The following is a 24,272-nucleotide window of genomic DNA, read 5'->3' on the forward strand; positions in this document are numbered from 1 at the left end:
GACCTGGTGAGGCGGCGGCAGCCATGCCACCGCCGGATTGCGGGAGGTGTCTCGGAGACGCCTCGAACGGGGCCGAGAGTTGGAGAGAGCCGATGACGACCGAGGAAACCGAGCTGGTCCGCCCTCCTGGACGCCGGGAACGCAGCAGGCAGCGCATTCACGACCGCCTGTACACCTCCGCCCTGGAACTGTTCGCCGAGCAGGGGTACGAACGCACCACCATCGACCAGATCACCGAGCGCGCGGACGTGGCGAGGGGCACCTTCTTCAACCACTTCCAGCGCAAGGAGGACCTCGTCACCACCTGGGCCCAGCAGCGTCAGGACAAGCTGCGCATCTACATGGACAAGTCCCTCGCCCACCAGGACGACGACACCACCGTCCAGTTGGAGCGCTGCATGTCCGCGCTGGCCGACTTCAACGAGGCCGAGCGCAACCTCACCCAGGTCATGCTGGCCGCCTGGGTCAGGTCTGGCCAGCCGCTCCAGGAGGAGCCCGAGTACGCCGGGCACGTCTTCGTGCGAGCCATCCTCGCCGGGCAGGCGCAGGGCGAGGTCGCCCCCGACATCGACCCCGTGCTGGCCGGCAACATGCTGCGCGACGCCTACCTGGGGCTGCTCTACCGGTGGAGCCAGTCCACATGCGACAGCATCCCGCTCCACGTCGAACTGCGCGCCCTGCTGCGGATCTCGCTCACCGGCGTCCTCTCCTACCCCCGGCACGGTGCCGCCCGTCCCACCCCGGCCGAAGCCGCGGCCGTCAACTGACGCTCCTACGCGTCCGGTTCCATTCCCCGGCGCGCCGACGCCCGGTCGCCCGCTGTGCGGGGCGCGGGGATCGCCGGGGAGGGGCGGGCGTTCGCGCGGGCCCGGCGGTCGTCGGACTTCGCGCACAACTCCTCGACGGCCGCGGCGAATCGCCAGGGGGAGGGCGGGTCGGCCGGGCCGAGCAGGTGCTCCTTCAGCTCGGCGCGGCCGGCCGCGTGCCGGTCCTGGCGCGGGTCGCGCACCTCGTCCAGCAGGCACGGCAGGGTCGTCGCGTCCGGGGTCAGCACGGTGCCGGCCGACACGGTGGGGAAGGCGGCCCGGAAGTCGTCCTCGGACAGTCCCGAGGTGTTGGTCACGGCGTACGGCTTCTCACTGCTCAGCCAGTCCGAGACCACGCTGGAAACGTCGCTGATCAGCAGGTCGGCCACGTTGAAGCAGGCGTAGAGCGCCGGCCGGGTGCCGGTCACGATCCGGTGTTCCCACTCGGGGAACGACGCCCAGTACGCCCGTTCCCAGGCGGCCGTGGCCCGCGCGATCCGGGACGGGCGGTCGCCGTCGGGGGTGCCCTGGAGCATCATCCGCTCCAGCTCGTCCGCCGCGCCACGGAAGGCGGTCGAGGTGAGGCTTTCCAGCTCTGCCGTGCGTCGCAGGAGTTCGGCCTGTGCTTCCGGAGCCGGCCGGGGGCCGGAGCGCTTGGCGTTGGCCTCGCGGATCATCGCCCGGACGCGCGCGTCGGCCGCGCCCGCGCGGGGGTCCACCGAGCCGGTCATCGGGTGCGGCTTGTACAGGACGCGTACCCGGGGATCGTCGAGCAGCCGGCCGACGATGTGCTCGCCCGCGAGGACGACCGAGGTGTTGCCCGGGTTGCCGTCCCAGCCCTCCCAGGTCGGGGCGTACAGCACGGTGGTGTACGTACCGGCCGGCGGGCCCGAGTACGGCCTGATCGGTGTCAGCTGGGGCCGGCCGACCTCCACCACGTCCCTGTCGTCCACACCGACGTCCGCGAGCGCGTACCGCTCCCGCGCGGCCGGTCCCGCCACCCAGACCTCGTCGTAGGCCTTGGCGTAGGGGTTGCAGGAGGACAGCTTGTCGCTCTCGCCGTGGTTGATGAACGCGTGCTTGATGGCGGGGATGCGCAGCACCTGGGACGTCCTGCCGGAGTTGGCCGGGTGCAGCATCGCCTTCAGCGTCGAGTTCTCCAGTGCGAACAGCGTGGTCACCTTGGGTAGGCAGAGCACGGGGACGTCCGTCGCGTCGATTCGCTGCACCATGAACCGCTCGCGCAGCACGAGCAGCGGCCGCTCCAGACCGGCCAGCGTGGAGAGCCACATGTTGGCCTGGTAGGCGGAGGAGGCACCGCCGGAGAAGTACATCGCCACGGTCGGGCGGTACTCGGCCAGCCAGTCGTCCACCCACTCCATGACCCGGGCGTCGCTCGCGGCCCGCTTCTCCGGCAGCAGCCAGGTGGCCAGGCGGGCGACACCCATGCCGATCAGGGTGAGGGAGGCGGCGAGGCCGATCGCGCCCCAACGGCCGTGCGCGGTGAGGGCGGTGGCCAGCAGGCCCGCCGTCGCCGGGACGGAGAACGCCAGCAGGCGGTGACCGGGCCGGCGGGCCAGGATGCGCGGTGGGGCGGCGGTCGGGTTCAGTGCCGAGACGTCGATGTTGCGGGTCACGACCGGAAGGGTCCGGACGCGGCGCACCAGCAGGGAGACCGCCTGGCAGGCGAAGTGCAGGACGTAGAACGTGCTCAGCGCGCCGAGCAGCGGCGGCATCTCGCGCTGCGGATCGATCCCGTCGATCCGCAGCAGCGCCACCACGATCAGCATGTCCCGCAGCAACTGCCGCACGGTCACGTCCAGTCGGATGCGGCTCAGCGGGGACAGCAGGGCCGGGCGCCGGTGCAGCAGGCAGGCGTCCAGGGTGAGACCGGCCGCGCCGGAGGCGACGAGGAGCGGGGTGTTCGGAAGCAGTGCGCCGGCCAACTGTGCGGCGAAAAGCAGGAACAGGCTGAATATCGCGCCTAGTGCGGGGAGTTGGGTCCAGATCCTCGGGAGGAGGCCGGCAAGGGGCACGGTGGGAGCTCCTGCTGTTCGCACGACGGGACACGCGGCACCGGTAACGACCCCGGCGCACGAACAGCCAACGACCGGCCGTACCCCCGGTCACGTACCGCCGTGCTTTCCCATCCGCCGGGCCCTCCCGACCAGCGGGACCTGTGATCCGGCCCGCTCCGGCGCCATGGCATCATCGGCCGGGGTGGTGAGGAAGAAAGGGGCGCGCAGGGCGATGGAGAGAGTTCTCGGGGTGTCCGGCCGGGCCGGGGCGCTGCTCGACGGCGCCTCCCTGGAGATGACCGGCAAGGACGTGCCCCGGCTGACGGAGGCGCGTGCCTCGCTGGACGGCGGGACCCGGATCAACGTCACCTACCTCGCGGGCGAGGACGCCGGTATGCGGCTCGCGGCAGCGCGCGCGGTGCGGGAGCAGGGGCTCGTTCCGGTGCCGCACCTGTCGGCCCGGCGACTGCCCTCCAGCGCCGAGCTGGAACGTTTCCTCGCGGGACTCGCCGAGGCGGGCGCCGTGCGGGACGTGTTCGTGGTCGGCGGCGACCCCGCCCGCCCCGAGGGTCCTTACGAGGACGCGCTCTCCGTGATCCGCGGCGGGCTTCTGCAGCGGTACGGCGTACGGCACGTCGGCGTCTGCGGCTACCCGGAGGGGCACCCGGCGATCGCTGAGGACGTGTTGTGGTCCGCGCTCACCGAAAAGGCGGCCGCGCTCCACGAGGCGGGGCTCGCGGGTGACGTCATCACCCAGTTCGGCTTCGACGCCGACGCCGTCCTCACCTGGCTGGAGGCCCTGCGCGGACGCGGGGTCCACCTGCCGGTGCGGGTCGGCGTACCCGGCCCGGCGGGGGTACGGCGGCTGCTCGGGTACGCGACGCGGTTCGGGGTCGGCACCGGCGCCACGGTCGCCCGCAAGTACGGGCTGTCGCTGACCAACCTCATGGGCTCGGCGGGCCCCGACCGCTTCCTGGACGACCTCGCCGCCGGCTACGAACCGGCCCGCCACGGCACCGTCAAGCTGCACTTCTACACCTTCGGCGGGCTCCGGACGACCGCCGAGTGGATCACCCGGTACCGGGGGGAACGCGGCTGACCCCTTCGACGTACATGTCGGAAACTCGCCAGCCCCGGGCGTCCCACTGCCCGATGCTTGGAGCATGCGGAACGAGACCAGCAGCGCCCAGGCCCCCTCCTTCGACCGGGAGCACCGCGTGCACGCCGTCCGGTCCAAGGACGCCCGGTTCGACGGCTGGTTCTTCACCGCGGTGCTCAGCACCCGCATATACTGCCGCCCGAGCTGCCCCGCCGTGCCCCCCAAGGCCGAGAACATGACCTTCTACCCGAGCGCCGCCGCCTGCCAGCGCGCCGGGTTCCGCGCCTGCAAGCGCTGCCGGCCCGACGCCGCTCCCGGCTCCCCCGAGTGGAACCACCGCGCCGACCTGGTCGCCCGCGCCATGCGGCTCATCGCGGACGGGGTCGTGGACCGGGAGGGCGTACCCGGGCTCGCCGCCCGGCTCGGCTACTCCGCCCGCCAGATCGAGCGCCAGCTCCTCGCCGAGCTCGGCGCCGGACCCCTCGCCCTGGCCCGCGCCCAGCGCGCCCAGACCGCGCGGCTGCTGATCGAGACCACCGCGCTGCCCATGGCGGAGATCGCCTTCGCCGCCGGCTTCTCCTCGATCCGCACCTTCAACGACACCGTCCGCGAGGTCTTCGCCCTCGCCCCCTGCGACCTGCGCGCCCGCGCACCCCGCGCCCGGACGGCCGGAACCGCGGGCACGCTCACGCTCCGGCTGCCGTTCCGTGCCCCGCTGAACCCCGACAACCTCTTCGGCCACCTCGCCGCCACCGGCGTACCCGGCGTGGAGGAGTGGCGGGACGGCGCCTACCGGCGCACGCTGCGGCTGCCGTACGGCCACGGCGTCGTCTCCCTCACGCCCGGGGCCGCCCACGTCGGCTGCCGGATCACCCTCAGCGACCTGCGCGACCTCACCGTGGCCATCAGCCGGTGCCGCAGGCTGCTCGACCTGGACGCCGACCCGGTGGCCGTCGACGAGCGGCTGCGCGCCGACCCGCTGCTCGCACCCCTGGTGGACGCCGGGCCCGGGCGCCGGGTGCCGCGCACGGTGGACGAGGCGGAGTTCGCCGTACGCGCGGTGCTCGGACAGCAGGTGTCCACGGCCGCCGCCCGTACTCACGCGGCCCGGCTGGTCACCGCGCACGGCAAGCCGCTGGACGACCCCGAGGGCGGGCTCACCCACCTGTTTCCCGACCCCGACGCGCTGGCCGCCGTGGACCCCGGGACGCTCGCCATGCCGCGCAGCCGCCGTGCCACGCTGACCACACTGGTCGGGGCGCTCGCGGACGGCACCCTGAAGCTGGGGGTGGAGGCCGACCGGGCCGAGACCCGGGCCCGGCTGCTGGAGCTGCCCGGCTTGGGGCCCTGGACCGCCGACGTCATCGCCATGCGCGCCCTCGGTGACCCGGACGCCTTCCTTGCCACCGACCTCGGCGTCCGGCGCGCGGCCGAGTCCCTGGGCCTGCCCTCCACCCCGGCCGCGCTCACCGCCCGCGCGGAGGCGTGGCGCCCCTGGCGGGCGTACGCCGTGCAGTACCTGTGGGCGACCTACAGCCACCCGATCAACTTCCTCCCGGCCTGAAGGACCTTCCGTGCGACACCACACCGTGACCGACAGCCCCTACGGACCGCTGACCCTCGTCGCGGACGCCGACGGCGCCCTGTGCGGCCTGTACATGACCGGCCAGCGGCACCGCCCGGCCGAGGAGACCTTCGGCGCGCGCGATGACAGCGTGCGCGTCTTCGGCGAGACCCAGGAGCAGTTGGCGGCCTACTTCGCCGGTGAGAACCAGCGGTTCACCGTCCGGCTCGGCCTGCACGGCACCCCGTTCCAGCGCCGGGTCTGGGACGCGCTCACCGAGATCCCCTACGGAGAGACCCGGAGCTACGGCCAGCTCGCCCTGGCCCTCGGCACCCCCGGCGCCTCCCGCGCGGTCGGCCTCGCCAACGGCCGCAACCCGGTTGGCATCATCGTCCCCTGCCACCGCGTGGTCGGCTCCGACGGCAGCCTCACGGGTTACGGCGGTGGCCTGGACCGCAAACGGCGCCTGCTGGCCTTCGAGCGCGGCTCGGAGGGGGCCGAGGAGGGGGTGCTGTTCTAGGGTCTTTCGTTCGGGTCAGACCGGACCTCGCGAGCCCGGAATGATCCGGACGAGAGGCCCCCGGGCCGGTCCCGCCCCGCCCGAGCGGCGGGTACACCCCTCACCCCCGACGCCCCCCCCGACGCCCCCCCCGCACCCCCCCCGCACCCCCGCGACCACCCCCAGCACCAGCGCCGGCACCACCCACCCCCACCTCGGCACCCGCCGCACCGACGGCAGCGCCCACACCACCGCGGCCACCCCCGACGCCCCCCACACTCGTCGCACACGCCGGCACGATCCCCGCGTACGCGTCGTCGTCCCAGGCCCCGGACGGCCGGATGGTCAGCGCGGTCCAGCAGAGGCAGGCGGAGACCAGGGTCAGCAGGACGACGGGCACGGCGGACACCGCCGCGATCCAGCGGCGGTCGCCGTCCGCGGGGGAGGGGCCGGGCGCCGTCAGACCGCCCGGTGCCCGTTCTCCAGTTCCGCCGGGCCGTCTCCGTCCTCCAGCACGTCCAGGGCGGCGAGGACCCGGCGGCCCAGGGGCGGGGGGAGGTGTTCGGGAAGGTCGGTGCGGGGGACGAGACGCCAGGAGAGGAGTTCCTCCTCCTGGAGGCGGATGGCCTTGAGGTCGGCCTCGGTGAGGATGCCGCCGTCGTAGAGGTAGGCGACCAGCGGCATGTGGCCGGGGACCGGTACCCAGTCCACGGCCAGCAGGCGGCCCGGCGCGCGGTCCAGGCCGATCTCCTCCAGCGTCTCGCGGCGGGCGCCCAGGCGGGGCGTCTCACCGTCGTCCGACTCGATCGTGCCGCCCGGCAGGCCCCACCCCGGCCGGTAGTTCGGCTCGACCAGCAGGACCCGGCCCTCCGCGTCCCGGAACAGGGTCGCCGCGGCGGACAGGACGCGCGGCAGGCCCGCGATGTAGGTGGCGAAGCCGTCAGAGGTGGTCATCCACGCAGGGTAGCCAAGGGCGTTGCACGACGGCCCCTAGGGTGGACGCCGCGCCGACCCGCAGGGGGACGGCGGAGCGAGCGGTGAGGGGACGCGTGGTGAGGGACGGTGCGGGTCGCGGGGTGCTCGTCGCCCCGGACAAGTTCAAGGGGTCGCTGACGGCGGCGGAGGTGGCCGCACACGTGGCGGCCGGGCTGCGGAGGGCCGTGCCCGGCGTCGCGGTGGAGACGCTGCCCGTGGCCGACGGCGGGGACGGGACCGTGGACGCGGCCGTCGCGGCCGGGTTCGAGCGGCGGGAGACGGAGGTAGCCGGTCCCCTCGGGCGCCCGGTGACCGCCGCCTTCGCGGTACGCGGCGACACGGCGGTGGTGGAGATGGCGGAGGCGAGCGGACTGCGCCGCCTCCCGGCCGGGACCTTCGCCCCGCTGACCGCCTCCACCCACGGTTCCGGCGAGCTGCTGCGGGCCGCGCTGGACTCGGGCGCCCGTACCGTCGTCCTGGGTGTCGGGGGCAGCGCCACGACGGACGGCGGGGCCGGAATGCTCACGGCGCTCGGCGCGCGCTTCCTTGACGAGCGGGGGGAGCCGGTCGGCCCGGGCGGCGGCGGACTCCTGGACCTCGGCGAGGCCGATCTGACGGGACTCGACCCCCGCCTCGCCTCGGTCGACCTGATCCTGGCCGGGGACGTCGACAACCCCCTCACCGGGCCGCACGGCGCCGCTGCCGTCTACGGTCCCCAGAAGGGTGCCTCCCCGGCCGAGGTGACCCTCCTCGACGCCGCCCTCACCCGCCTCGCGGCCGTCCTGGCCCCCGACCTCGCGTCCCGTCCCGGCGCGGGCGCGGCGGGCGGCGTCGGCTACGCGGCCCTCCTCCTCGGCGCCCGCTTCCGCGCCGGGATCGAGGTCGTGCTGGACGTCCTCGGCTTCGCCGATGCCCTGGACCGCGCCGACCTGGTCATCACAGGTGAGGGCGCGCTGGACGAGCAGACCCTCCGCGGCAAGGCCCCGGCCGGCGTGGCCGCGGCCGCCCGCGCCGCGGGCAAGGAGGTCATCGCGGTGTGCGGCCGGCTGACCCTGCCCCCCGAGACCCTCCAGCGCGCCGGCATCACGGCCGCCTACCCCCTCACGGCCCTGGAACCCGACCCGGCCACCTGCATGGCCCAGGCGGGCCCCCTGCTGGAAGACCTGGCGGCCCGCATCGCCGAGAGGCATCTGCGCCGCGGCTGACACGGGCCCGGGGACCGGGCGGCGAGGAAGCGGCAGCGGGCACCGCCGAGCGGAGCCGCGCATCGCCGAACCGCGGCGCGCCGACGCCCCGGGCCGGACGCCGTCTCCCCGAGCGGCCCCCGCCCCGACCCCCGAGGGCAGCGCAAAGGGGCCCCGGACCAGGAAGGTCCGGGGCCCCGAAGCAGAGCGATCGCGGGTTACGGCAGCTGCGCCGTCCGCGCCTCCCGGCGGTTGTCGCGGAAGTTGTTCACCCGGCGGGCCGTGGCGAACAGCGGGATGACCGCGCCCATGACGAGCTGGAGCGCGCAGCCCGTCTGGAGGAGGAGCTGTCCGCCCGGGGCGTCGAAGGCCCAGGCGGCCAGCAGGCCCATGGAGAGGACGATCCAGCCGAGCATCGCGCCGGCGAGGCGGCCGCGCGGCTTCGGGTACTCGACCCGGCTCACCATCAGCCAGGCGATACCCACGATGGCCAGCAGGGTCGCCGGGAACGGCAGCTCCAGCAGCACGATGGAGACGACCGTCAGCGCGCCGAACGGCGAGGGCATGCCCTGGAACATGCCGTCCTTCAGCGTCACGCAGGAGAACCGCGCGAGCCGGAGCACGACGGCGAGCAGCACCACGATCGCCCCGAGTGCCGCCACCCGCTGGTGCGCGTCGTCCGCGACCATGCCGTAGACCAGGACGAAGTACGCCGGGGCCAGGCCGAAGCTGATGAGGTCGGAGAGGTTGTCCAGCTCCGCGCCCATCGGGGAGGAGCGCAGCTTGCGCGCCACCAGCCCGTCGAACAGGTCGAACACCGCCGCGCAGAGCATCAGGATGACCGCCGTGGCCGCGCTGTGGCGGGCCATGCCGGATTCCTGACTGCCGGTGAGGTGCGGGATGAGGATGCCGGTGGTGGTGAAGTACACCGCCATGAAGCCGCAGGTCGCGTTGCCGAGCGTGAGCGTGTCCGCTATCGACAGGCGCATGGAGAGGGGCATCTCCTCCTCGTCGCCCGCCTCGTCTGCCTCGGGCACCCAGCCCGCCTGTGTCTCTGGATCAATCACGGTCAATGCGAGTCACCCCAGCCACGGTCTTCTGACCGACCTCGACGTCGACCTCCACGCCCTCGGGCAGGTAGAGATCGACACGCGAGCCGAAGCGGATCAGACCGATGCGGTCGCCCTGCTCGACCTTCGTGCCCTCAGGGATGTACGGCACGATGCGGCGGGCCACAGCACCCGCGATCTGGATCATCTCGATGTCGCCGAGTTCGGTGTCGAAATGCCAGACTACGCGCTCGTTGTTCTCGCTCTCCTTGTTGAAAGCCGGAACAAAGCCGCCGGGGATGTGCTCGACCGACGTCACGGTGCCGGCCAGCGGCGCGCGGTTGACGTGGACGTTGAGCGGGCTCATGAAGATGGCGACCCGGGTGCGGCCGTCCTTCCACGGCATGATGCTCTGCACCACGCCGTCGGCGGGCGAGATGACACGGCCCGCGGTGATCTCGCGCTCCGGGTCGCGGAAGAACCACAGCATGCCCGCCGCGAGAGCGGTGGCGGGCACGGCGACGGCCTTGGCGGCGCCCGAGCGGCGGGCCCGTGCCAGGCTGAGGGCCGCGGTGGCGACGGTCGGGAGGAGCCACGGCGATGCTCCGCGCGCGAGGCGTACGCCGCCGGCTCGGCTGTCGCTGGGTGCAGAGGTTTGGCTGTGGGGCATGGATGACCTTCGTAGCGGATGATGCCGCGCACTGACGGGGGACGGCGGCTTTCCGGGGATCGTACCGGGCGTGGCCCGCAACTGGGCAAGCCAAGAAGCCGAGTCGGCGGCCGAAGACCGTCGACGGGGTGTGATCTTCTTCTCGGCGATAACACCCCGTCTCCGGACAATCAGCCCTGGAATCGATACTCTTCGAGCAGGCGGCGACCGATGATCATTTTCTGGATCTCGGCGGTACCCTCACCGATCAGCAGCATGGGCGCCTCGCGGTACAGGCGCTCGATCTCGTACTCCTTGGAGAAGCCGTAGCCGCCGTGGATGCGGAAGGCGTCCTCGACGACCTCCTTGCAGTACTCGGAGGCCAGGTACTTGGCCATTCCGGCCTCCAGGTCGTTTCGCTCCCCGGAGTCCTTTTTGCGTGCGGCGTTCACCATCATCGCATGGGCGGCCTCGACTTTGGTGGCCATTTCGGCCAGCTTGAACTGGATCGCCTGGTGCTGGGCGATCTGCTTGCCGAAGGTGTGCCGCTGCTGGGCGTACCGGACGCCCAGTTCGAAGGCGCGCTGCGCGACACCGCAGCCGCGCGCCGCCACGTTGACGCGGCCGACCTCGACGCCGTCCATCATCTGGTAGAAGCCCCGGCCGGTGACGCCGCCGAGCACCCGGTCGGCCGGAACGCGCAGGCCGTCCATGATCAGCTCGGTGGTGTCGACGCCCTTGTACCCCATCTTGTCGATCTTGCCGGGGATGGTGAGACCGGGGCGGACCTCGCCGAAGCCGGGCTCCTTCTCCACCAGGAAGGTCGTCATGGACCTGTGCGGCGCGGTGCCCTCGGGGTGTCCTTCGTCACTCCGGACCAGAACGGCCACCAGCGAGGACGTCCCGCCGTTCGTCAGCCACATCTTCTGGCCGTTGAGGACGTACTCGTCGCCGTCCTTCACCGCCTTGGACGTGATGGCCGACACGTCGGAGCCCAGCGCCGGCTCCGACATCGAGAACGCGCCCCGGATGTCGCCCGCCGCCATGCGCGGCAGGAAGTGGTCCTTCTGCTCCTGCGTGCCGTGCTGCTTGAGCATGTACGCCACGATGAAGTGCGTGTTGATGATGCCGGAGACCGACATCCAGCCGCGGGCGATCTCCTCCACGCACAGCGCGTAGGTGAGCAGCGACTCGCCCAGGCCCCCGTACTCCTCGGGGATCATCAGACCGAACAGCCCCAGCTCCCTGAGGCCGTCCACGATCGCTTGCGGGTACTCGTCGCGGTGCTCCAGCTCCGTGGCGACCGGGATGATCTCCTTGTCCACGAAGTCGCGGACGGTGGAGAGGATCTCCTGCTGGATGTCCGTCAGACCGGCGGTCTGGGCGAGTCGGGCCATGGCCTACTTCTCCTGCTGCTTGAGTTCCGGGCGGCCCGGCTGCTCGCCGCCGCGCTCCTTGATGTACGTCTCGGTCGGCACCATGACCTTGCGGCGGAAGACGCACACCAGGGTGCCGTCCTGCTTGTAGCCCTTGGTCTCCACGTGCACGATCCCGCGGTCGTTCTTCGACTTCGACGGCCACTTGTCGAGCACGGTCGTCTCGCCGTAGATCGTGTCGCCGTGGAAGGTCGGCGCCACGTGCCTGAGCGACTCGATCTCCAGGTTGGCGATCGCCTTGCCGGACACGTCCGGCACCGACATGCCGAGCAGCAGTGAGTAGACGTAGTTGCCGACCACCACGTTCTTGCCGAAGTCGGTGGTGCTCTCGGCGTAGTTGGCGTCCATGTGGAGCGGGTGGTGGTTCATGGTGAGGAGGCAGAAGAGGTGGTCGTCGTACTCGGTCACCGTCTTGCCGGGCCAGTGCTTGTAGACGGCCCCGACCTCGAACTCCTCGTAGGTGCGCCCGAACTGCATGCTCACGCCTCCGGAATCTCGAACTTGGAGGTCCGCCGCATCCCGGCCGCGCGGCCCTTGCCCGCGATGACCAGGGCCATCTTGCGGCTGGCCTCGTCGATCATCTCGTCGCCCAGCATCGCCGAGCCCTTCTTGCCGCCCGCCTCGGAGGTGCAGTACTCGTAGGCGTCCAGGATCAGCTCGGCGTGGTCGTAGTCCTCCTGCGAGGGGGAGAAGACCTCGTTGGCGGCGTCCACCTGGCCGGGGTGCAGCACCCACTTGCCGTCGAAGCCGAGAGCCGCGGCGCGGCCGGCGACCTCGCGGAAGCCGTCGACGTTGCGGATCTGGAGGTAGGGGCCGTCGATCGCCTGGAGGTCGTTGGCGCGGGCCGCCATCAGGATCTTCATCAGGATGTAGTGGTAGGCGTCCGCCGGGTAGCCGGGCGGCTGCTCACCCACGACGAGCGACTTCATGTTGATCGACGCCATGAAGTCGGCGGGACCGAAGATGATCGTCTCGATGCGGGGACTGGCCTGCGCGATCTCGTTGACGTTGTTGAGACCCTGCGCGTTCTCGATCTGGGCCTCGATGCCGATGCGGCCGACCTCGAAGCCCATCGTCTTCTCGATCTGCGTCAGCAGCAGGTCCAGGGCGACCACCTGCTGGGCGTTCTGCACCTTGGGCAGCATGATGCAGTCGAGGTTGGGGCCGGCGCCCTCGACCACGGTCACGACGTCGCGGTACGTCCACTCGGTCGTCCAGTCGTTGACCCGCACGACCCGCGTCTTGCCCGTCCAGTCGCCCTCGTTGAGGAACTTGACGATGGTGTGCCGCGCCTCCGGCTTGGCGAGCGGCGCGCACGCGTCCTCCAGGTCGAGGAAGACCTGGTCGGCCGGGAGGCCCTGCGCCTTCTCCAGGAACCGCGGATTGCTCCCCGGCACCGCCAGACAGGAGCGGCGCGGACGCAGACGGTTGACGGTCATGCGGGGACCTCCAGGGGGTCGAGCTTGTTCGCTGTGCGGATCTCGTCGACGATACGGCCGATGATTCCGGTGATGTCGAAGTCCTTCGGGGTGAACACGGCGGCCACGCCCGCGGACTTCAGCTGTTCGGCGTCGGCACCCGGGATGATCCCGCCCGCGATCACCGGTATGTCGTGCGCCCCGGCCTCGCGCAGCCGGTCCAGCACGTCCGGCACCAGCTGGGCGTGCGACCCGGACAGGATGGACAGGCCCACCGCGTGCACGTCCTCCGCGAGGGCGGCGTCCACGATCTGCTCCGGGGTCAGCCGGATGCCCTGGTAGACCACCTCGAACCCGGCGTCACGGGCGCGTACGGCGATCTGCTCGGCGCCGTTGGAGTGCCCGTCCAGGCCCGGCTTGCCCACCAGGAAGCGCAGCTTGCCCACGCCCAGGTCGCGCGCGGTGGCGTCGACCCGTGCCCGCACCCCGGCCATCGCGGAGCCGGCCTCGGCGGGCACCGCCACCGGGGCGGAGGAGACACCGGTGGGCGCCCGGTACTCGCCGAACACCTCGCGCAGCGCCCCCGCCCACTCGCCGGTCGTGACCCCGGCACGGGCGCACTCCAGGGTTGCCTCCATGAGGTTGGCGGTGCCCTTGGCGGCCTCCTTCAGCCTCTCCAGCGCCTTGCAGGGGCGCGGGTGGTTGAAGGGCGGCTGGTAGCGGGTGTCCCGCCAGGTGCCCAGGGCCTCGATCACCCGGTTCTCCACGGCCGGGTCGACCGTCTGGATGGCGGTGTCCAGGTCCGCGGTGAGCGGGTTCGGCTCGGTGGTCTCGAAGATGTTGACGCCGATGATCTTCTCGTCGCCCGACTCGATCCGCGCCCGCCGCTCGGCGTGCGAGGCGACCAGCTGGGCCTTGAGGTAGCCGGACTCGACGGCGGCCATCGCGCCGCCCATCTCCTCGATCCGGGCCATCTCGGCGAAGGAGTCGTCCACCAGGGCGGACACCTTCTCCTCGATGACGTGCGAGCCGGCGAAGATGTCCTCGTACTCCAGCAGGTCGCTCTCGTGGGCCAGCACCTGCTGGATGCGCAGCGACCACTGCTGGTCCCAGGGCCGGGGCAGGCCCAGCGCCTCGTTCCAGGCGGGCAGCTGCACGGCACGCGCGCGTGCGTCCTTGGAGAGGGTGACGGCCAGCATCTCCAGCACGATCCGCTGGACGTTGTTCTCCGGCTGCGCCTCGGTCAGGCCGAGCGAGTTGACCTGGACGCCGTAGCGGAACCGGCGCTGCTTGGGGTTCTCGATGCCGTACCGCTCGCGGGTGACCTGGTCCCAGATGCGGCCGAACGCCCGCATCTTGCACATCTCCTCGACGAAGCGGACGCCCGCGTTGACGAAGAAGGAGATGCGGGCGACCACGTCACCCATGCGCTCCTCGGGCACCTGGCCCGAGTCGCGCACCGCGTCCAGCACCGCGATGGCGGTGGACATGGCGTACGCGATCTCCTGGACCGGCGTGGCGCCGGCCTCCTGGAGGTGGTAGCTGCAGATGTTGATCGGGTTCCACTTCGGGATGTGGGACACCGTGTACGCGATCATGTCCGTCGTCAGCCGGAGCGAGGGCCCCGGCGGGAAGACGTGCGTCCCGCGCGAGAGGTACTCCTTGACGATGTCGTTCTGGGTCGTGCCCTGGAGCCGGGTGATGTCCACACCCTGCTCCTCGGCGACGACCTGGTAGAGCGCCAGGAGCCACATGGCGGTGGCGTTGATCGTCATCGAGGTGTTCATCTGGTCCAGGGGGATGTCCTGGAACAGCCTGCGCATGTCACCCAGATGCGAGACGGGCACGCCGACCCGGCCGACCTCGCCGCGGGCGAGGATGTGGTCGGCGTCGTAGCCGGTCTGGGTGGGCAGGTCGAACGCCACCGACAGACCGGTCTGGCCCTTGGCGAGATTGCGCCGGTACAGCTCGTTGGACGCCTCGGCCGTCGAGTGCCCGGCGTAGGTCCGCATGAGCCACGGACGGTCCTTCTGGCGCGCCTCGGGCGCCTGACGCTCTGTCACGTTTCGCTCCTCAGACGTTCCGGAAGCGGTTGATCGCGTCGATGTGCTCGGCGCGCAGCTCGGGGTCGCGTACACCGAGACCCTCCTCGGGGGCCAGGCACAGCACGCCGACCTTGCCCTGGTGGAGGTTGCGGTGCACGTCGTACGCGGCCTGGCCGGTGTCCTCCAGGGAGTACACCTTGGACAGGGTGGGGTGGATCTTGCCCTTGGCGATCAGGCGGTTGGCCTCCCACGCCTCGCGGTAGTTGGCGAAGTGGGAGCCGATGATGCGCTTGAGCGACATCCACAGGTAGCGGTTGTCGTACTCGTGCATGTAGCCCGAGGTCGAGGCGCAGGTGGTGATGGTGCCGCCCTTGCGGGTGACGAAGACACTGGCGCCGAAGGTCTCGCGGCCGGGGTGCTCGAAGACGATGTCGATGTCCTCGCCGCCGGTCAGCTCGCGGATGCGCTTGCCGAAGCGCTTCCACTCCCTGGGATCCTGGGTCCGCTCGTCCTTCCAGAACTTGTAGCCCTCGGCGTTGCGGTCGATGATCGCCTCGGCGCCCATCGAGCGGCAGATGTCGGCCTTCTGGTCGCTGGAGACGACACAGATCGGGTTGGCGCCGCCGGCCAGGGCGAACTGGGTGGCGTACGAACCGAGTCCGCCGCTCGCGCCCCAGATCAGCACGTTGTCGCCCTGCTTCATCCCGGCGCCGTTGCGGGAGACGAGCTGGCGGTAGGCGGTGGAGTTGACCAGACCGGGGGCGGCGGCCTCCTCCCAGCTCAGGTGGCCGGGCTTCGGCATGAGCTGGTTGGACTTGACGAGGGCTATCTCCGCAAGTCCGCCGAAGTTCGTCTCGAAGCCCCAGATGCGCTGCTCGGGGTCGAGCATCGTGTCGTTGTGGCCGTCGGAGGACTCCATCTCGACGGAGAGGCAGTGCGCGACGACCTCGTCGCCCGGCTTCCAGGCGTTCACCCCGGGGCCGGTGCGCAGGACGACGCCCGCCAGGTCGGAGCCGATGATGTGGTATGGCAGGTCGTGCCGCTTGGCCAGCTCGTTGGTGCGGCCGTAGCGCTCCAGGAACCCGAAGGTGGACAGCGGCTCGAAGATCGAGGTCCACACCGAGTTGTAGTTCACCGAGGAGGCCATGACGGCCACCAGGGCCTCGCCCGGGCCCAGCTCGGGCAGCGGCACCTCGTCGAGGTGGGTGGACTTGCGGGGGTCCTTGTCGCGGGTCTCGAGGCCCGCGAACATCTCCGTCTCGTCCTTGTGCACGGTGATCGCGCGGTACGACTCGGGCAGCGGGATGGCGGCGAAGTCGGCGGACGTGGCGTCCGACTGGATCGCGGCGAGGATGTCCTTCACGGTCACGGTATTGCCTCCGGCGGTGAGCGCCCTTGAGGGAGGGGCGCTGGGGTTTCGTCGGTGCGGGAAGTGCGCTCGGGGGTGCGAGGGGGTGCCGTCGGTTGGCGGCGGGTGCTTCGGCGGCGCTTTGTGGCGCGGGAGGTTGCCTGTGACGCAGGCGTCCGGACGCGCGAGCCGGGTGGCTTGCGGGGACAGCCGGCTCGCGGGATCTCGCTGCGCGCCGGCCGTCCGGACACTCTCAACGTATGACACCGCGTGTCAGGCGGCAAGGCACTGAGTGCCAGAAATTGCTCTCACATGAAATCTTTACGTAACAAATGAGCGATGATCGATCGAACGGGCTCTCGGCGGCACCGGAAAACGGGCCCGGACATGGCAAAACGGCCACCCCGGGGGGTGGCCGTCGTCACAGCGGAAGGGAGCGTGCTCAGCGCTCCTTGAGTGCCTGCTCGATGGTCCGCATGACCTCGTCCAGGGGGGCGTCGGTGCGGGCGACCGTCACCAGCACCTCGCCCTGCGCGGAGACCGTCGCCGGAGCGGGCGCGGAGGCCGTGCCCCGGCCGGCTCCGATGCCGGTGCCGAAGGTCCGGCGCACGATGGCGAAGGCGTGGTCGAGCTGCGCCTCCACGTCGCCCTGGCCGTCCGCCCGCAGCCAGCGCCGCAGCACGTGGTTGTGGGCGGTGACCACGGCGGACGCGGCGACCTCGGCCAGCAGCGGATCGTCGTTGGCGTCGTCCGCGTGCGCCCGCTCGTCGAAATGGCCCAGCAGGTAGCGGGTGAACAGCCGCTCGTAGCGGGCCACCGAGGCGATCTCCGCCTCGCGCAGCGTCGGCACCTCGCGGGTCAGCCGGTAACGGGCCACCGAGATCTCCGGCTGGGCCGCGTACATCCTCATGACCTCCTTGATCCCGCGGCACACGGTGTCGAGCGGATGCTCGTGCGCCGGGGCCGCGTTGAGCACCGCCTCGGCCCGGATCAGGGTGTCGTCGTGATCGGGGAAGATCGCCTCTTCCTTGGAGCGGAAGTGGCGGAAGAACGTGCGCCGGGCGACCCCGGCCGCCGCCGCGATCTCGTCCACCGTGGTCGCCTCGTACCCCTTGGACGCGAAGAGTTCCATCGCGGCCGCCGCCAGTTCCCGGCGCATCTTCAGTCGCTGGGCGGCGGCGCGGCCGCCCGCGGCGCTCTCCGGTGCGTCGGAGGCTGCGGATGTACGTGAGGACCTGACGGGCTGGGACATGACCCGAACGTACTGCATGGACGCCGTGCCCCGCGCGGGCGCCGGGAGGCCCTCGTCCCCGGGGTGGCCCGGGGTCCGGCCGGGCGGGGTGAGGCCGCCCGGTTCGAGCAGGCCGCCCCACTCCGGTCCGTCCCGGAGACCGCCGCCGTCAGCGGCGGGCATACTCGCGGAAGCCCCGGCCGGTCTTGCGGCCCAGGCAGCCCGCCGCCACCAGGTGCTCCAGCAGCGGCGCCGGAGCGAGACCCGGGTCGCGGAACTCGCGGTGCAGCACCTTCTCGATGGCCAGCGAGACGTCGAGACCGACCACGTCCAGCAGCTCGAACGGCCCCATCGGGTAGCCGCCGCCCAGCCGCATCGCCGCGTCGATGTCGTCCAGGGTCGCGTAGTGCTCCTCGACCATCTTGATCGCGTTGTTCAGGTACGGGAACAGCAGCGCGTTCACGATGAAGCCGGCGCGGTCGCCGCAGTCCACCGGGTGCTTGCCGAGCCGGGCGCAGACCTCTCGGACCGTGGCGTGGGTGTCGTCGGCGGTGAGCACCGTGCGCACCACCTCCACCAGCTTCATCGCCGGGGCCGGGTTGAAGAAGTGCATGCCGATCACGTCCTGCGGGCGCGAGGTGGCGCGGGCGCAGGCGACGACGGGCAGCGAGGACGTGGTGGTGGCCAGGACCGCGCCCGGCTTGCAGACCTTGTCCAGCGCCTGGAAGAGCTGCCGCTTGACCTCCAGGTCCTCCGCGACGGCCTCCACGGCCAGGTCCACGTCCGCGAACGCCTCGTAGCCGCCCGCCGGGGTGATTCGCTCCAGCATCCCGGCCGCCGACTCGGCGGTCAGCCGGCCCCTGGCGACCGAGCGGTCCAGCGACTTGCCGACCCGCGCCTTGGCGGCCTGCGCCTTCTCCTCGCTGCGCGCGGCCAGGACCACCTCGAACCCGGCCTTGGCGAACACCTCGGCGATGCCCGACGCCATCGTGCCGGAGCCGGCGACGCCCACCGAGCGCACCGCACGGCCCGCCGCCGCCGTGTCGCCGGGCGCCGGGGTGAGGGCGTCCGGGACGGTCTCGGCGCTGCCCGGAGCCGCGTATGTGTAGAAGCCGCGGCCCGCCTTGCGGCCGGTCAGGCCCGCCTGGCTGAGCTGCTTCAGGATCGGCGCCGGGGCGTGCAGCCGGTCGCGGGACTCGGCGTACATCGCCTCCAGGACCCGGCGGGCGGTGTCCACGCCGATCAGGTCGAGAAGGGCGAGCGGGCCCATCGGAAGACCGCAGCCAAGCCGCATCGCGGCGTCGATGTCCTCGCGGGAGGCGTAGCGCGCCTCGTACATCGCGGCGGCCTGGTTCAGGTAGCCGAACAGCAGCCCGTCCGCGACGAATCCGGGGCGGTCGCCCACCGCGACCGGCTCCTTGCCCAGCTCGACGGCGAGGTCGGTGACGGCGGTGACGGCCTGCGGCGCGGTCAGTACCGAGGAGACGACCTCCACCAGCTTCATCGCCTGCACCGGGTTGAAGAAGTGCAGGCCGAGGACGCGCTCGGGGCGTTCCGAGCCGGCGGCGAGCCGGGTGACGGACAGCGCGTTGGTGCCGGTGGCCAGGATCGCCTCCGGCCGCACCACGCGGTCCAGTTCGGCGAAGATCTGCTGCTTGATCTCGTACGACTCCGGAGCCACCTCGATCACGAGGTCGGCGTCGGCGGCCGCGGCGAGGTCCGTGGCGGTGGTGACCCGGCCCAGCAGGGCGGCGCGCTCGGGCTCGGTGAGCCGCCCGCGCTCCACGGCGCGGGCGGTGGACCGCTCCAGCGCCTGTACGCAGGTGGCGGCCTGGGCCGGGTCGACGTCGATGCCGACCACGTCGCGGCCGGCCCGCGCGAGGACCTCGGTGAGACCGGTGCCCATGGTGCCGAGGCCGACCACGGCGATCGTCCGCAGCGGGGAGGGAGGGGTGTGGGACAGGGGAGTGGCCATCGCGGAACTCCAGGAAGAGTGGTGACGACGAGGAACGCGCCGCACGCGCGAGGACGCGTGCCGGGGCGCGGGGATGCGGGTGTTGCCGGGCTGCGAAGCGCACACGCCCGGTGCCGTCGTGACGGGCGCGCACGCGCCCAGGACGGTCCAGATTGCCGACCGGCCCTGTCCCGGAGCCGGGTCGTGCTCTCGACGGTTGCGTCACCAGACCGTCGCCAGCCGAAGCGCGAGTGGGTAACTCGCTCGTCTGAGCTTAACCAGTGAGTAACGAGCGCGCCAGTGCCGGGCGCCAACTCGCTTTGTGATGTACCTCCCTTCACCGTCATCACGCCCCTACGCTGGGTGTGTGGACGAAGAGTTGCGAGTGCTCACGGAACGCTTACGGCAGGAGTCGCGGGGCGGAGCCGCCTACGAGAGGCTGGTGGGCACCGGGGATCACGACGAGCTGGCCGACGTCCTCACCGCGCCCGGCCAGCCGCTGTGGGCCCGGGAGTTGGCCGCCTACAGGCTGGGAGCCGCCGGGGACCGGAGGGCCTTCGAGTCCTTGGTGCTGCTCCTCAACCACCGCGATCCGCCCCGGTGCGCGGCGGCGGCCGAGGCGCTGGCCATGCTGGGGGACCCGCGGACCGCGCGGGCGGCGGCGGCGCTCGCCACCAACGAGCTCCGCGTCGCCTACGCCCTCCAGCCGGTGCGCCTGCTCGTCCGGTTGCGCGCCCCCGAGTCGGTCCCGGCCCTCATCACCACCCTCGAACGCCGCCTCCGCCCCCACGACCCCTACCGCCGGGTGGCCCTCGCCTGCGTGCAGGGCCTCGGTGCCCTGGCCGACCCCCGGGCCAAACGCGTGCTCACGGAGGCGCTCGCCCACCCGGCCCTCGCGGAGGCCGCGGTGACCGCGCTGGGACTCATCCCGCCTCAGCGGCGGCGGAGTCGAGACCTGACGTAGCGCACCTCGGGAACGGGCGTGCCGTCCTCGGTGCCGTCCGGCCGAAAGCCCGCCCGTTCGTAGAAGCGGCGGGCACGGGTGTTGTCCCGCAGGACCCAGAGCAGCATGCGCGGGTGGGCGACGCTGCGGGCGAGGGCCTCGGCGAGGAGAGCCCGGCCGACACCGGTGCCGAGGTGGGCGGGGTCGGCGTAGAGGGCGTACAACTCGGCGTCCGGCGTGCGGGTTTCGCCGTCCCGGTACGGTCCCACCGCCGCCCAGCCGACGACCTGGCCCGCGCGTTCGGCGACCAGGTGGGTGGTGGGGTCGTCGGGGCGCGTGAGGTGGGCGCGGTGGCGCTCGGCGTCCGCCGCGACGCTCAGCTCGTCCAGGTCGGCCTGGGGCATCAGACCCCGGTAGGCGTGCCGCCAGCCCGTCACGCGGATCTCCGCCACGCGGTCGCAGTCGGAGAGGGCCATCCGGCGGATGGTAAGGGTGTCCACGGCGGGGAGCGTACGGAGGAGCGACGTCCGGCGTCCCCGGGTTTTCCCGGTGCCCGCCGGAAGGGGCGGGCACCGGTGGGGGTCAGGGGCGGAAGCCGAGGAGGCCGTGGAGGGTGGTGCCCTTCGAGGTGGCGGGGGCCGTCCTGGCGTCCAGCGGTTCAGGGGCGGGGGACCTGTCGCAGACCGCGTCCACCTCGCCGCGGCCGCGGGGAACCGTGCCGTCGGTGAGATAGGCGCTGAGGTGGTCGTCCAGGCAGGAGTTCCCGGTGAGGGTGACGCCGTGGTTGCCACCGCCCTGCTCGACGACCAGGCTGGAGCGGGCCAGCAGACGGTGGGTCGTCAGGCCGCCCGAGTACGGGGTCGCCGCGTCGTTCGTCGCCTGGAAGAGCAGGGCCGGGGGGAGCTGGCCGTTGGCGATGCCGACCGGCTCGCGCGGGGGCGTGGGCCAGAACGCGCAGGGCGCGTTGTACCAGGCGTTGTTCCAGGTCATGAAGGGCGACTTGCGGTGGGCCGCCCAGGTGTCCCGCGACCAGCGGCGCCAGTCGCGCGGCCAGGGGGCGTCCCGGCACTGGACGGCCGTGTAGACGCTGTAGTCGTTGTCCCCGCCCGCGTCGACGGCGGCGAAGTTCTCGTACGCCTGCTCCAGTGGCCCGGTGTCCTTGTCGTGCACCCAGGAGGCCAGTGCCTCGGCGAGGTAGGGCCAGTAGCCGTCGTAGTAGGCGCCCGGCATGTAGGTGTCCTCCAGCTCGGCGGCGCCCACCTTGCCGTCCGCGGGGTCCTTCGCCAGCGCGGCCCGCAGCGCGTACCAGTCGGCCTCGATCCGCGCGGGGTCGGTGCCCAGTCCGTACGCCTCGTCGTGCCGGGCGATCCACGCCATCAGGGCCTTGTGGCGGGCGTCGAAGGCGTGGTCCTGGGTGAGGTTGTCCTCGTACCAGACACCGGTCGGGTTCACGATCGAGTCCAGCACCAGGCGGTGCACCCGCGCCGGGAAGAGCTTGGCGTAGACGGCGCCCAGATAGGTGCCGTAGGAGTAGCCGAAGTAGCTGAGGCGGTCGGCGCCCAGGGCCGCGCGGACCGAGTCCAGGTCGCGGGCGGCGGAGACGGTGTCGATGTACGGCAGCACGTCCGCGTGCGCCTTGCCGCAGGCGGCGGCGAAGGACCGCGCCCGGTCCAGGTTCCGCCGCTCCAGTTCGGGCGTGGCCGGGACGGTGTCCGGGCGTACCGGCTCGAAGTGGTCCGGGGAGCAGTTCAGTGCCGGCGTGCTCCTGCCGACACCGCGCGGGTCGAAGCCGATGACGTCGTACTGCGCGGCCACCTTCGCGGGCAGCGCGGAGGCGATGTACCCGGCGAGGCCGAGCCCGCTGCCGCCGGGGCCGCCGGGGTTGACCAGCAGAGGGCCCTGGGAGGTCCTGGCGGTGTGCGGGACGCGGGACAGGGCGAGCGAGATCTGCCGCCCGGCCGGCCGCGCGTGGTCCAGCGGGACCTTCAGGGAGGCGCACTGGAGGGTCGGGTAGTCGCCGGTGCCGCAGTCCTTCCAGGTCAGGGCCGGCGCGGCGGGGGCGGCCTGGACGGGCAGGGCGGTGGCCGAGGCCGCCAGGAGGACGGCCGTCGCGCTCAGCACGGCTGCGCGTGTTCTCATGCGTGGCAACTCCACGGGACGGAGGATGGCGAGGACCCCGGGGGCCGCGGTCCTCGCGGCATCGTCCCCGCAATCCCCGCCCCCTCCAGCCAGCCCGCCCCGTGCTTGACCCGAACGGGTCGCCGGATGCCCTCCGACGCGCTCACATGAGGGTGAGCTGCGTCGGCTCCCGCGCCGCCGGCCGCTCCTCGTGCCGGGCCGGGCCGATGCGCCGGGTGGCGCCCGCGCGGGTCGGGCCGATGCCGTACTCCCGCGCCAGCTCGTGCACCTGGCGGGTGACCCGGCGCTGGTACCAGGTGGGGGCGTAGGAGCCGCCCGCGTACAGCCGCTGGTAACGCGCCACCAGGTGCGGATGGTGCTCGCCCAGCCAGCGCATGAACCACTCCCGCGCGCCGGGCCGCAGGTGCAGCACCAGCGGGGTCACCGAGGTGGCCCCGGACTCGGCGATGGCGCGGACGGTGTCGCGCAGCTGGGCGGGCCGGTCGCTGAGGAAGGGGATCACCGGGGCCATCAGCACCGCGCAGCCGATCCCGTGCCGTCCGAGCGTGCGCACCACGTCCAGCCGCCGCTCGGGTGCCGGTGTGCCCGGTTCCACCGAGCGCCACAGCGCGGGATCGGTGAAGCCCACGGAGACCGAGATGCCGACGTCGGTGACCTCGGCCGCGCGCACCAGCCGGTCGAGGTCGCGCAGGATCAGGGTGCCCTTGGTGAGGACGGAGAAGGGGTTGGCCCGCTCGGCGAGGGCGTCGATGATGCCCGGCATCAGCCGGTACCGGCCCTCCGCGCGCTGGTAGCAGTCCACGTTGGTGCCCATCGCCACGTGCTCCCCGCCCCAGCGCGGCGAGGCCAGCTGGCGGCGCAGCACCTCGGGTGCGTTGACCTTGACCACGATCTGCGAGTCGAAGCCGAGGCCCGTGTCCAGGTCGAGATAGCTGTGCGTCTTGCGGGCGAAGCAGTAGACACAGGCGTGCGAGCAGCCCCGATAGGGGTTCACCGTCCACTCGAACGGCATCCGGGACGCGCCCGGCACCCGGTTCAGGATCGAACGCGCCCGCACCTCGTGGAAGGTGATTCCCGCGAACTCGGGCGTGTCGAAGGTACGGGTGACCACGGCGCCCGCGCCGAACAGCGCGCCGTCGGGGGTCCGGCCGTGACCACCGGACTCGTCGGTCAGGTTCTCCCAGCGCATGACGCCTCCTCGGTAGCTCCGCCCCCACAATAGAACATCTGTTCCCATGATCGGGCGAACCCGGATTTGGAGCCGGGGTGCCGGGGTGGTTGGCTGATCCGAAACGCTGTAGATCAGGTCGTGGAGGAGAGCGATGGCGCAGGTCGAGGCCACTACGGAACGAGTCGTCGCGGCGAACGCCGACAGGGTGTTCGACGCGCTGACCGACTACCGGACCACCCGCCCGAAGCTGCTCCCCGAGCACTTCAGCGAGTACGAGGTCCGCGAGGGCGGCGACGGGGCGGGCACCCTCGTCCACTGGAAGCTCCAGGCCACCAGCAAGCGCGTGCGCGACTGCCTGATGGAGGTCACCGAGCCGGCCCCCGGCGAGCTGGTCGAGAAGGACCGGAACTCCACCATGGTCACCACCTGGCGCGTCACCCCCGCCGGCGAGGGCCGCTCCCGTGTCGTGGCCACCACCACCTGGAAGGGCGCCGGCGGCATCGGAGGCTTCTTCGAGCGCACCTTCGCCCCCAAGGGCCTCGGCCGCATCTACGACTCGGTGCTCGACCGGCTCGCCGCCCAGGTCGAGAGCTGATCCCCGCAGACACCGGCCGGTGCGGGGGGCGTCGCCCCTCTCACCGGTTCGAGTGATCTCCGCCGAGACCGGATTCATGCCGTAACTCGCCGTATGTGTTCGCAGTTGTCGCGTAACGCGGGATGTGCGACAGGTGTGAGCGAGGGGAG

21 protein-coding genes are annotated in these 24,272 nt (G+C 72.1%); 7 read left to right on the plus strand and 14 right to left on the minus strand.

Going from position 1 to position 24,272, the window contains the following annotated elements:
- The first annotated feature begins 92 nt into the window (after nt 1–92).
- Nucleotides 93–767, plus strand: coding sequence for a TetR/AcrR family transcriptional regulator (locus tag ACWCV3_RS18060; protein ID WP_451224604.1), 675 nt, complete (start codon nt 93–95; stop codon nt 765–767).
- 5 nt (nt 768–772) lie between these two features.
- Here the strand turns inward: ACWCV3_RS18060 and ACWCV3_RS18065 are convergent, their stop codons facing one another.
- Nucleotides 773–2,842 (minus strand): hypothetical protein, encoded by a 2,070-nt coding sequence (locus ACWCV3_RS18065; RefSeq protein WP_451224606.1) that lies wholly within the window; start codon nt 2,840–2,842, stop codon nt 773–775.
- A gap of 214 nt (nt 2,843–3,056) precedes the next feature.
- On the opposite strand from ACWCV3_RS18065, the gene ACWCV3_RS18070 reads away from it, so the two are divergent.
- The 3 genes from ACWCV3_RS18070 to ACWCV3_RS18080 all read left to right on the plus strand — a co-directional run bounded on the left by ACWCV3_RS18070 (nt 3,057) and on the right by ACWCV3_RS18080 (nt 6,007).
- Nucleotides 3,057–3,923: a methylenetetrahydrofolate reductase gene (locus tag ACWCV3_RS18070; protein ID WP_451224609.1), complete on the plus strand. Its 867-nt coding sequence runs from the start codon at nt 3,057–3,059 to the stop codon at nt 3,921–3,923.
- Nucleotides 3,924–3,987: 64 nt separating this feature from the next.
- On the plus strand, nt 3,988–5,487 hold the full coding sequence (locus ACWCV3_RS18075) for a DNA-3-methyladenine glycosylase 2 family protein (RefSeq protein WP_451224612.1): 1,500 nt from the start codon (nt 3,988–3,990) through the stop codon (nt 5,485–5,487).
- A 10-nt stretch (nt 5,488–5,497) separates the two neighbouring features.
- Nucleotides 5,498–6,007, plus strand: coding sequence for a methylated-DNA--[protein]-cysteine S-methyltransferase (locus ACWCV3_RS18080; RefSeq protein ID WP_451224614.1), 510 nt, complete (start codon nt 5,498–5,500; stop codon nt 6,005–6,007).
- Between the two features lie 438 nt (nt 6,008–6,445).
- Here ACWCV3_RS18080 and ACWCV3_RS18085 read toward each other — a convergent pair whose 3' ends face one another.
- Nucleotides 6,446–6,940 carry an NUDIX domain-containing protein gene (locus ACWCV3_RS18085; protein WP_451224617.1) on the minus strand — a complete coding sequence of 165 codons (495 nt, stop codon included), beginning with the start codon at nt 6,938–6,940 and terminating at the stop codon, nt 6,446–6,448.
- Between the two features lie 122 nt (nt 6,941–7,062).
- On the opposite strand from ACWCV3_RS18085, the gene ACWCV3_RS18090 reads away from it, so the two are divergent.
- A complete protein-coding gene (locus ACWCV3_RS18090; RefSeq protein WP_451224885.1) occupies nt 7,063–8,166 on the plus strand; it encodes a glycerate kinase in 1,104 nt (367 codons plus the stop codon).
- A 197-nt stretch (nt 8,167–8,363) separates the two neighbouring features.
- On the opposite strand, the gene pssA is transcribed toward ACWCV3_RS18090, so the two are convergent.
- The 9 genes from pssA to ACWCV3_RS18135 form a co-directional block, all read right to left on the minus strand.
- Nucleotides 8,364–9,218 carry a CDP-diacylglycerol--serine O-phosphatidyltransferase gene (gene pssA, locus ACWCV3_RS18095; protein WP_451224620.1) on the minus strand — a complete coding sequence of 285 codons (855 nt, stop codon included), beginning with the start codon at nt 9,216–9,218 and terminating at the stop codon, nt 8,364–8,366.
- On the minus strand, nt 9,205–9,864 hold the full coding sequence (locus tag ACWCV3_RS18100; RefSeq protein ID WP_451224888.1) for a phosphatidylserine decarboxylase: 660 nt from the start codon (nt 9,862–9,864) through the stop codon (nt 9,205–9,207). Before ACWCV3_RS18100 ends, pssA begins: the two co-directional genes overlap by 14 nt.
- Before the next feature lie 170 nt (nt 9,865–10,034).
- Complete coding sequence (locus tag ACWCV3_RS18105) at nt 10,035–11,240, minus strand: acyl-CoA dehydrogenase family protein (RefSeq protein WP_451224623.1); 1,206 nt, start codon at nt 11,238–11,240, stop codon at nt 10,035–10,037.
- Between the two features lie 3 nt (nt 11,241–11,243).
- On the minus strand, nt 11,244–11,756 hold the full coding sequence (locus ACWCV3_RS18110; protein ID WP_451224891.1) for a MaoC family dehydratase: 513 nt from the start codon (nt 11,754–11,756) through the stop codon (nt 11,244–11,246).
- A 2-nt stretch (nt 11,757–11,758) separates the two neighbouring features.
- Nucleotides 11,759–12,718 carry an HpcH/HpaI aldolase/citrate lyase family protein gene (locus tag ACWCV3_RS18115; RefSeq protein WP_451224626.1) on the minus strand — a complete coding sequence of 320 codons (960 nt, stop codon included), beginning with the start codon at nt 12,716–12,718 and terminating at the stop codon, nt 11,759–11,761.
- The gene (locus tag ACWCV3_RS18120) at nt 12,715–14,760 is read right to left on the minus strand and encodes a protein meaA (protein ID WP_451224628.1); all 2,046 of its coding nucleotides are present in this window, start codon (nt 14,758–14,760) and stop codon (nt 12,715–12,717) included. The genes ACWCV3_RS18115 and ACWCV3_RS18120 overlap by 4 nt, the downstream gene beginning before the upstream one ends.
- 10 nt (nt 14,761–14,770) lie before the next feature.
- Complete coding sequence (gene ccrA, locus ACWCV3_RS18125) at nt 14,771–16,111, minus strand: crotonyl-CoA carboxylase/reductase (protein ID WP_451224631.1); 1,341 nt, start codon at nt 16,109–16,111, stop codon at nt 14,771–14,773.
- A 421-nt stretch (nt 16,112–16,532) separates the two neighbouring features.
- Entirely contained in the window at nt 16,533–17,342 is an 810-nt protein-coding gene (locus ACWCV3_RS18130) for a TetR family transcriptional regulator (protein WP_451224634.1), read from the minus strand.
- 148 nt (nt 17,343–17,490) lie between these two features.
- The gene (locus tag ACWCV3_RS18135; protein ID WP_451224635.1) at nt 17,491–19,296 is read right to left on the minus strand and encodes a 3-hydroxyacyl-CoA dehydrogenase family protein; all 1,806 of its coding nucleotides are present in this window, start codon (nt 19,294–19,296) and stop codon (nt 17,491–17,493) included.
- 346 nt (nt 19,297–19,642) lie between these two features.
- On the opposite strand from ACWCV3_RS18135, the gene ACWCV3_RS18140 reads away from it, so the two are divergent.
- On the plus strand, nt 19,643–20,239 hold the full coding sequence (locus ACWCV3_RS18140) for an adenylosuccinate lyase (protein WP_451224638.1): 597 nt from the start codon (nt 19,643–19,645) through the stop codon (nt 20,237–20,239).
- Here ACWCV3_RS18140 and ACWCV3_RS18145 read toward each other — a convergent pair.
- The 3 genes from ACWCV3_RS18145 to ACWCV3_RS18155 all read right to left on the minus strand — a co-directional run bounded on the left by ACWCV3_RS18145 (nt 20,209) and on the right by ACWCV3_RS18155 (nt 23,546).
- Nucleotides 20,209–20,718, minus strand: coding sequence for an N-acetyltransferase family protein (locus ACWCV3_RS18145; RefSeq protein WP_451224641.1), 510 nt, complete (start codon nt 20,716–20,718; stop codon nt 20,209–20,211). The genes ACWCV3_RS18140 and ACWCV3_RS18145 overlap by 31 nt on opposite strands.
- Nucleotides 20,719–20,800: 82 nt before the next feature.
- Nucleotides 20,801–22,357: an alpha/beta hydrolase gene (locus ACWCV3_RS18150; protein ID WP_451224644.1), complete on the minus strand. Its 1,557-nt coding sequence runs from the start codon at nt 22,355–22,357 to the stop codon at nt 20,801–20,803.
- 142 nt (nt 22,358–22,499) lie between these two features.
- Nucleotides 22,500–23,546 carry an Rv2578c family radical SAM protein gene (locus tag ACWCV3_RS18155; protein ID WP_451224647.1) on the minus strand — a complete coding sequence of 349 codons (1,047 nt, stop codon included), beginning with the start codon at nt 23,544–23,546 and terminating at the stop codon, nt 22,500–22,502.
- 133 nt (nt 23,547–23,679) lie between these two features.
- On the opposite strand from ACWCV3_RS18155, the gene ACWCV3_RS18160 reads away from it, so the two are divergent.
- Nucleotides 23,680–24,123, plus strand: coding sequence for an SRPBCC family protein (locus ACWCV3_RS18160; protein ID WP_451224650.1), 444 nt, complete (start codon nt 23,680–23,682; stop codon nt 24,121–24,123).
- The last annotated feature ends 149 nt before the right edge of the window (nt 24,124–24,272 follow it).

Source organism: Streptomyces sp. NPDC001781 (assembly GCF_053596035.1).

Coding starts and splice junctions, on each gene's coding strand:
- ACWCV3_RS18085 (WP_451224617.1), bottom strand. CDS start 6,940: ATGACCACCTCTGACGGCTTCGCCACCTACATCGCGGGCCTGCCGCGC.
- ACWCV3_RS18060 (WP_451224604.1), top strand. CDS start 93: ATGACGACCGAGGAAACCGAGCTGGTCCGCCCTCCTGGACGCCGGGAA.
- ACWCV3_RS18070 (WP_451224609.1), top strand. CDS start 3,057: ATGGAGAGAGTTCTCGGGGTGTCCGGCCGGGCCGGGGCGCTGCTCGAC.
- ACWCV3_RS18160 (WP_451224650.1), top strand. CDS start 23,680: ATGGCGCAGGTCGAGGCCACTACGGAACGAGTCGTCGCGGCGAACGCC.
- ACWCV3_RS18135 (WP_451224635.1), bottom strand. CDS start 19,296: ATGGCCACTCCCCTGTCCCACACCCCTCCCTCCCCGCTGCGGACGATC.
- ACWCV3_RS18075 (WP_451224612.1), top strand. CDS start 3,988: ATGCGGAACGAGACCAGCAGCGCCCAGGCCCCCTCCTTCGACCGGGAG.
- ACWCV3_RS18150 (WP_451224644.1), bottom strand. CDS start 22,357: ATGAGAACACGCGCAGCCGTGCTGAGCGCGACGGCCGTCCTCCTGGCG.
- ACWCV3_RS18100 (WP_451224888.1), bottom strand. CDS start 9,864: ATGCCCCACAGCCAAACCTCTGCACCCAGCGACAGCCGAGCCGGCGGC.
- ACWCV3_RS18110 (WP_451224891.1), bottom strand. CDS start 11,756: ATGCAGTTCGGGCGCACCTACGAGGAGTTCGAGGTCGGGGCCGTCTAC.
- ACWCV3_RS18130 (WP_451224634.1), bottom strand. CDS start 17,342: ATGTCCCAGCCCGTCAGGTCCTCACGTACATCCGCAGCCTCCGACGCA.
- ACWCV3_RS18155 (WP_451224647.1), bottom strand. CDS start 23,546: ATGCGCTGGGAGAACCTGACCGACGAGTCCGGTGGTCACGGCCGGACC.
- ACWCV3_RS18105 (WP_451224623.1), bottom strand. CDS start 11,240: ATGGCCCGACTCGCCCAGACCGCCGGTCTGACGGACATCCAGCAGGAG.
- ACWCV3_RS18115 (WP_451224626.1), bottom strand. CDS start 12,718: ATGACCGTCAACCGTCTGCGTCCGCGCCGCTCCTGTCTGGCGGTGCCG.